The following is a 6,549-nucleotide window of genomic DNA, read 5'->3' as shown; positions in this document are numbered from 1 at the left end:
TTATATCACGACGAAGATCGCCCCGTCAAGCGAAACCGCATGTCCTCGATGGCGCTTCCCGTCCCCTCCACAAGCATCGGCTCCTCGTTCTCCGCCTTCAGGTTCGGGTGCCGTCCACGCCGTGGGCGCCCCTCGGGGCCGCCCCTCGGGAGCGAGGCACGAGCGCTCTCCCGGTCTCCCCAACGGGGTTTCTCCGGAGCTTGACATGTTTCACTCCTGCAGGAAACGGAACTTCTTGCCGGACAAGAGGATCGAATGCGTCCGTGAAACATGTAAATCGGGATGAACACTCGGACTCCCTCGCTCCGATCGTCCGATCGCCTCTACGAGCCGAGAGGTTCGTGAAACTCAAAGGGCCGCCAGTAGTTACGTGTGAATCCTCTTCTCTGTCCGGAGGAGTACGAACGGTACGCTCCGTGCTGGTCCTGCTGCCTTGATGAACGATCAAGAACATTCCGGCAGGAGGACGAGTCGCCCCTCGGGCCCACAGTCTCTTGCGGCGGGGGAGAGGAGGAGATCCGCATGAGGAGCGGCGAGGTCGGTCCTGAAGGACCGCGCAGAGAGCGTGGGGCCGGAGGAAGAGAACGTTCACTGACGAATCGTGTGGTGCGGTTGGCGGCCCGACGGAATCGGGGGGTTGCCGGGGAGTGCTTGCTTCGCCCGATCGGGGGACCGTCCGAGAGAGCAGTTCGCGGTCTGACTGCCAGGCTTGTTCGGTGAGCCCATAATGGAAAGGAGGGAGCGATGAATCGGAGAAGGAATCGAGGGGTCGTTGGGAAGGGAGTTGGAGGAGTGTACGTGGTCCTGGTTCTCCTGGCCTTCGGAACCCCGCTCGGGAACAACGATGCCTGGGGGGGGGACGTCCGGACCACTTGGGGAGGAGTGAAGTGTTGCTTCGCAGATCCAACGAAAGACTGCTGTCCTCGAGACGGGAAAGGAACCGGAAAGGTCGGCGACGGTGAGGGATGCGTGTACATCCGGGTCACGGTAGAAGACCTCCCCCTTTCTGGCTACCTGGCTTCCCGTGACTGTTTGCTCTCTGTGGGGCCCTGGAGTCTCGAAGGGATCCGCGAGTGTCAGGGAACGACAGTCTGGATCGAGCTTCGTAACGAAGAAGACCTTCTCGACGTCGAGTACAGCTACGTGCTATGTGGTAGGGGCGAGCCGTACCTGGTGCCGATGCCAAAGGAACGATCTTCTGGCGAGCAGGTCAGCTGGGGCCGTATCAAGACCATGTATCGTTAGCAACCGTCGCACCGTGTTGTGGTGCCGATGGAGGGGCGTATCGTTAGCCGACCATATGTGAGGCGCAGGTGTGCCGTTCCGTTCATCCGATGGGGAGGGGCTAGGCCTGAGGGCTTGGACCGGACCGGACGGAGTGAAACACGACCGAACATGGCGGCTCTCGTGTCCCTGCCGTACGAGCTCCCGTTTGGGGACTCGTGTGAGCGGTTCTATGGGACTTGGGAGGCTTGAGCTGTTTTGTGACGGATGAGGAGGGGGATCAATGAACAAGAGAAGGAAGAGTCCGTTCGAGGAAGACCGCTTCGCTGACCAGAGAGCAAAGACCCGCGTCGTTGTTCTCATCGCGGCTCTCGTGATCGGTTCTTCGGCGGCGATGAGCGAGGAGCTTCCTGTGGTATCCCGGGACACGATCGCGACTGGGCTTGTCTTCGCCTATGGCCATGAGCTTGAGCCGCCGTACGTTCTTGAAATCGTCGACAGTACACTCCGGGTGAACGGCGTGCAAGTCTATCCGGACCTCGGGCAGTATGACAAAGAGCCGCCTCCGTCGGGAGAGGAGATCTCAGAGTGGACGAAACGGACGGCGCCCATCTACCGTGGCTTCTGGGACCTCGTTTCACGGCTGAAGGAAGAGGGGAGGCCGATTTCCGAGATCACCGCGGAGGTGGCGGATTACTTGCGGCGGCAGGAAGAGATGGTCGATTCGGTCACGGACGTTCGAGCGACCACCTTCCTGGTCCATTGGAAGGACGGCTCGGAGGAAGTGTTCACCACGCACATCCCGCGCAGGGAGAAACAGACGGAGGAGGAGCAGCTGCAGAACGAGCTAAGGAGATGGCAGCGAAGCCTGCGACAAGGCTGGATCATCGTCGCTGGAAGCGGCGGTTCTTTCAGTCCACCCTGGATGAGGGATGAAGTCGCTGCCGCGATCGCCCGAGCACGGGCGGCAACACCAGAAGAGCTGAAGAATTGGACGAGCCGGGTCTTTGGTCGCCCGATCGCCGAGCAATTCAGACATCCCTGGTCATTGGAGGAAACACGATGAGGCTTCCAACATCCGTAATGGGAGTTCTCGTCGTAGGCGTCTCTGCAGGGGCCGTGGCGGGTAACTCGGTTCCTGGGAATACCTCGGCGATTCTCTTCACGCCGTGTGAATGGCAACTGGGGTACGACGGCGAGGCGTTCGAGAGCACCTGCAATTGGCAGGGATACAGGGTCATTCCGGTACGCGACGAAATCGAGAACACCACTCCCGCGGTCACACCACAGGAGTTCCGAAACTACCTCCAGGCCGGATACGGCGTCTGGTTCATCGATACCCATGGGAGCCGGACCGGCTTCACAATCGCGGCCTACGAGAGTACCGATGCAGGCAGAGACCAACGAAACGGAGATTTCGATTACTGGATCTCCCACGGCTTCGACGGCTGCATTCGCAAGTCCGCGTTTCCACAGGGAGTCGGCATCGAGTACGATATCGTGTGCGCCGGCATCGACTATGTCGACGTGAACGGCGAGGTGTACAACACGGCGTGCTTCGGCGCCACGTACGCCCACGTGGCGTGGTTCGAGGCGGCGGTGACCGAAGGATACCCGGATACCTCTTGGACCGCCGTCTCCGATGCCGAGCTCTTCTGGCGGCGCAAGAACGGCCAGTACGGGAAGTCGTATCGTCTGTCGGGAAAAGCCCGACAGGGCATGGAGCTCAAGTACTTCGGAGACAGTACGATGGTTCTTTCGCCGACCGTCGCCGCGGTCTATCCGCCATCCGGAAGTTCGGTCGGTGGAATCGACGGGTACATGGAGTTCGACTGCAACATGGACAGGACCGTGGATCCGCGGCGGATCGTCCAGGGATACGGACATGTGTTCGGCGGCTGGATTCTCGCGAAGAACGCCGAGTGGGTATCGGATACGCGAATCGCGTATCGCGTCTCGCCGATGCGGGTCGGGAGCGGTTGTGGCGTCCTTATCGATTCGGCCGTCGCACGATCCGTTAACGGGCAGTACCTGGACGGGAATCAGAATCCGATCGGGTACGACGGGCGGGGACCGAACCGGGATCAGTACAAGGTATCTTATGTCGCCGTGGACTTGGACACATCGATTGCCGCGAGTTTCGAAGGGATGGGCGCGTTCGCGGAGGAAGGCGGCGGAAGCCGAGTGTGGTGGATCACTGATCCCGAGCGAGGATCCCGATCCTTCACGGTGTTCGGCGACGGAGTTCCGGTCGAGACCGTTCCGGCAGCAGGAGCGCCGGGAAAGCCGCACTACTACGAGGTCCGATTGCCGCGAAGCTATGCCTCCTACCGAGTCATCGAGACCTGCGGGGACGGATCCGTGGGCTCCGAGACAAGGTCCTTTCCCCTCTCCGAGCCTCCCAAGAACCTCGACGGCCTGCGCGCCATGAACGAGCTTGTCGAGGGATGGCACAGCCGGCTGGTCGAGCCGGGGGAGTGGAAGGGCTCCCCGCCGCAACGCTCCCCGGTCGTACGCGATTTCTACTACGTGAGCCGATTCCAGGATTTGCTGAACGCCTCGGCGCCCGTTCGAGATTGGTGGGCGAGCCGCGGTTTCACGAGCACGACGGTGCTCCTGTCGACGCCTGATCCGGATGAGCTTCACGCGCTCGCTCAAGCCGTTTACGCGGACGCGATGGAGGCGGGACACCCGCGACTCCCGATGTTCGTCATTGTGGGAGAAGCGAACGAGGGGCTTGAGCCCTACAAGAACATCGTCGGGATGTACTACCCAGCGGACGTGGACAGTGGCTGTTGGTGGGCCTGTGCTTCCGATGCGATGACCTTTGACGTGGACGGCGATACTCTGGCCGACCTGCCTTGGACACGCGTCGTGGGGTTCACGTACCAAGAGATTACGCGAGAAGTCTCCTCCACGATGGAATGGCTGAACGGCATTCGGGTCGAGCCGAGCAATCGAACGCTCTTTACCGTTGGGGACAGAACAGCGAGCTGCACCGCGGTTGCGGAGCCGCTTGCGACCCTTTTGGAAGTCAAAGCGAGGTTCGAGAGCGAGCAGGTCCCGACGCTACTGCTGAAGGACAGCGATTATGGCTGCTACAACTTCGGCGGACGCCTGCGCGACTGGTGCGCAAGCGTGGACGCAAGCGTCGGGGGCGTCTTCATCTCCGGACAGGTGTCGAACCGCTCGAATTGGTGCTATTTCCCGACGTGGACGCAGAATCCTCCATTCGCTCTGGATTCGCTGAAGACAAGACAGCGGTTCATTCTCCACGGGCCGGGATGCGGAATCGGGGACACGCATCGGAACAATCCGCAATGGTATCCAAGCCTGCTGAAGGCTCTCATGGCCGCCGATCCTGCAGTCTACCCGTCGATTGTCGGTGCGTGCGCCCATCTTGTCGGGGGTTGGTGCGGCATGCACACGGAATGGGCGAAGATGTACACGGAGCATCTGTTCAAACCGTCGCCCGTGTACCAAGAGCAAGTTTTCCGAGCATACCGCCAAATGGGGATCGAGGAACGCAGCATGAAGCCCTACTTGCGCGGGGTCGGGGTCTTCGGATTCCCGATTCCTCCTCACGGTCTCACCTGTGTGGGGGTGGAAGAGGAAAAAGCCTCCGTTGGGCCGCGAATCGTTCTGACATGCTTACCCAATCCGTTCAATCCGGCAACGACGATCCGATTCGACTTGCCGGAGGAGAGACGAGTGAGCTTGCGGATCTACGACCTCGCGGGTCGGTGCGTGGCAACGCTCGTGGATGGAGAGCGGCGGACGGCTGGAACACATGAGGCCGGTTGGGACGGACGGAACGAGCAAGGCCGACAGTCCGCATCCGGTGTCTACTTCGCCCACCTGGATGCAGGGCCGGATACGAGGGTAACAAAGATCATCCTTCTGAGATAGTATCATCACTTCGTGAGGGTTTTCCTCAGACGCGGGAGGGAGCTTTTGAGGAGCTTCTCTCCTTTGTCGGATGTCTTCGGGTGGGGTGTGCTGTAGGGGAAGGGCAGGCTCGAGGCCCCGCTACTTCAGGGGAGGCGCAGGAAGTGCCGGCGCCGTCGGGTGGAGGCTTTTCGGTTCAAGGCTTGCGAGAACCGCGTGCGGACCGAACGCACGGTCCAGTTCGATAGAAGCTCAAAGCAATGCCGTGGACCCGGAGTCTACGATACAAAGTGACGCGAGATAGGCCGAGCCGCGCCGCGGCGCACGAAACGTTCCCGTTCGACCGCCCCAATGCTTGCCGGATGGTCCTCTCCTCCGCGGTCGTGGGGCGAATTCGAGTCTCGTCTTCGAGGGAGGTACTCTCGTCGTCCAGGGCGAGGACTTCGGGTCCGACGACCGGTTTCTCAGAAAGCAGAACGGCTCGTTCCATCTCATGCTTCAACTCTCGAACGTTCCCTGGCCAGCGATACACGAGGAGTGCTTCGATCGTCTCATCGGCAAGACGTAGGGATCGGCTCCCCATACCGGAAGAAATGGAGAGGAAACGCTCGGCGAGAAGGACGATGTCTTCTGTTCGCTCACGGAGCGGAGGAAGCGCGATTTCCACTCCCCGCAGCCGGTAGATCAGCTCGGGCAACAGACGGCCGCTTTCGGACAGAGCCCGCGAATTCCGGTTCGACGCGGAAACAACGCGGGCCGTCGATCGCCGGGTTTCTGTCTCCCCTACCCTTCGAACCTCACCGGTGTCGATGAAACGCAGGAGTTTCGCTTGGAAAGCAGGAGAGGACTTGTCGATCTCGTCGAGGAAGAGAGTTCCCCCAGCAGCGGCCTCGAGGAGTCCTCGCTTGGCGCGGGTTGCGCCGGTGAACGCTCCTGCCGTGTGCCCGAACAGCTCGCCGTCCAGCAGGTTCTCCGAGAGCGCCGCGCAGTTCAACGCAATGAATGGACTACTAGGACGGCCCGCTTCGTGAATCGCCCGGGCAAAGAGCTCCTTCCCTGTCCCCGTCTCCCCTGTGAGAAGCACGGGACAGTCGGCGGAAGCAACCCGCCGCGCGGTCTCGATCTTCTCGAGCAGGATTGGGGAGTGGGTGACGATCGCCGCAAAGGGGTCGTTCTTCCGGCACACAGCGGTCTTCCCGGAGATGCGCCTGCCGGTCGCGACTCTCGACTCTTCTTTGTCTGTGATGATGCCCGCCCGTCTGTAAAGACTCCGTGCCTTGTTGAGATCCTGCTCGGAGATCGTCTCGAGCGTCGCTCGTTCCTCCAGCGTGCGGGCGAGCTCGATCCGATCGTGGATGAGGCGGAAGGTCGCGACCGCGCGGTTGTACGCGTCGCGTGCCCGGGGGATGGATCCTTCCGTGTGCGCGATCCGTCCGA

4 protein-coding genes are annotated in these 6,549 nt (G+C 61.3%); 3 read left to right on the top strand and 1 reads right to left on the bottom strand.

Annotated elements, in window-relative coordinates; translation table 11 throughout:
* Positions 1-744: 744 nt before the first annotated feature.
* From FJY73_13680 to FJY73_13670, 3 genes are all read left to right on the top strand, one after another.
* On the top strand, positions 745-1,245 hold the full coding sequence (locus FJY73_13680; protein ID MBM3321708.1) for a hypothetical protein: 501 nt from the start codon (positions 745-747) through the stop codon (positions 1,243-1,245).
* A gap of 262 nt (positions 1,246-1,507) precedes the next feature.
* Complete coding sequence (locus FJY73_13675; protein ID MBM3321707.1) at positions 1,508-2,290, top strand: hypothetical protein; 783 nt, start codon at positions 1,508-1,510, stop codon at positions 2,288-2,290.
* The gene (locus FJY73_13670; protein ID MBM3321706.1) at positions 2,287-5,133 is read left to right on the top strand and encodes a hypothetical protein; all 2,847 of its coding nucleotides are present in this window, start codon (positions 2,287-2,289) and stop codon (positions 5,131-5,133) included. The genes FJY73_13675 and FJY73_13670 overlap by 4 nt, the downstream gene beginning before the upstream one ends.
* Positions 5,134-5,308: 175 nt before the next feature.
* On the opposite strand, the gene FJY73_13665 is transcribed toward FJY73_13670, so the two are convergent.
* A partial coding sequence (locus tag FJY73_13665; protein ID MBM3321705.1) for a sigma 54-interacting transcriptional regulator occupies positions 5,309-6,549 on the bottom strand: 1,241 nt, incomplete at its 5' end.

The organism is Candidatus Eisenbacteria bacterium (assembly GCA_016867715.1).
In the GTDB taxonomy this organism is placed as follows: Bacteria; Orphanbacterota; Orphanbacteria; order Orphanbacterales; family Orphanbacteraceae; genus VGIW01.
This window is presented reverse-complemented; position numbering and strand designations above follow the sequence as displayed.

Bases quoted from the DNA above. Each gene is read 5' to 3' on its own strand.
- FJY73_13675 (MBM3321707.1), top strand. From the start codon at position 1,508: ATGAACAAGAGAAGGAAGAGTCCGTTCGAGGAAGACCGCTTCGCTGAC.
- FJY73_13680 (MBM3321708.1), top strand. From the start codon at position 745: ATGAATCGGAGAAGGAATCGAGGGGTCGTTGGGAAGGGAGTTGGAGGA.
- FJY73_13670 (MBM3321706.1), top strand. From the start codon at position 2,287: ATGAGGCTTCCAACATCCGTAATGGGAGTTCTCGTCGTAGGCGTCTCT.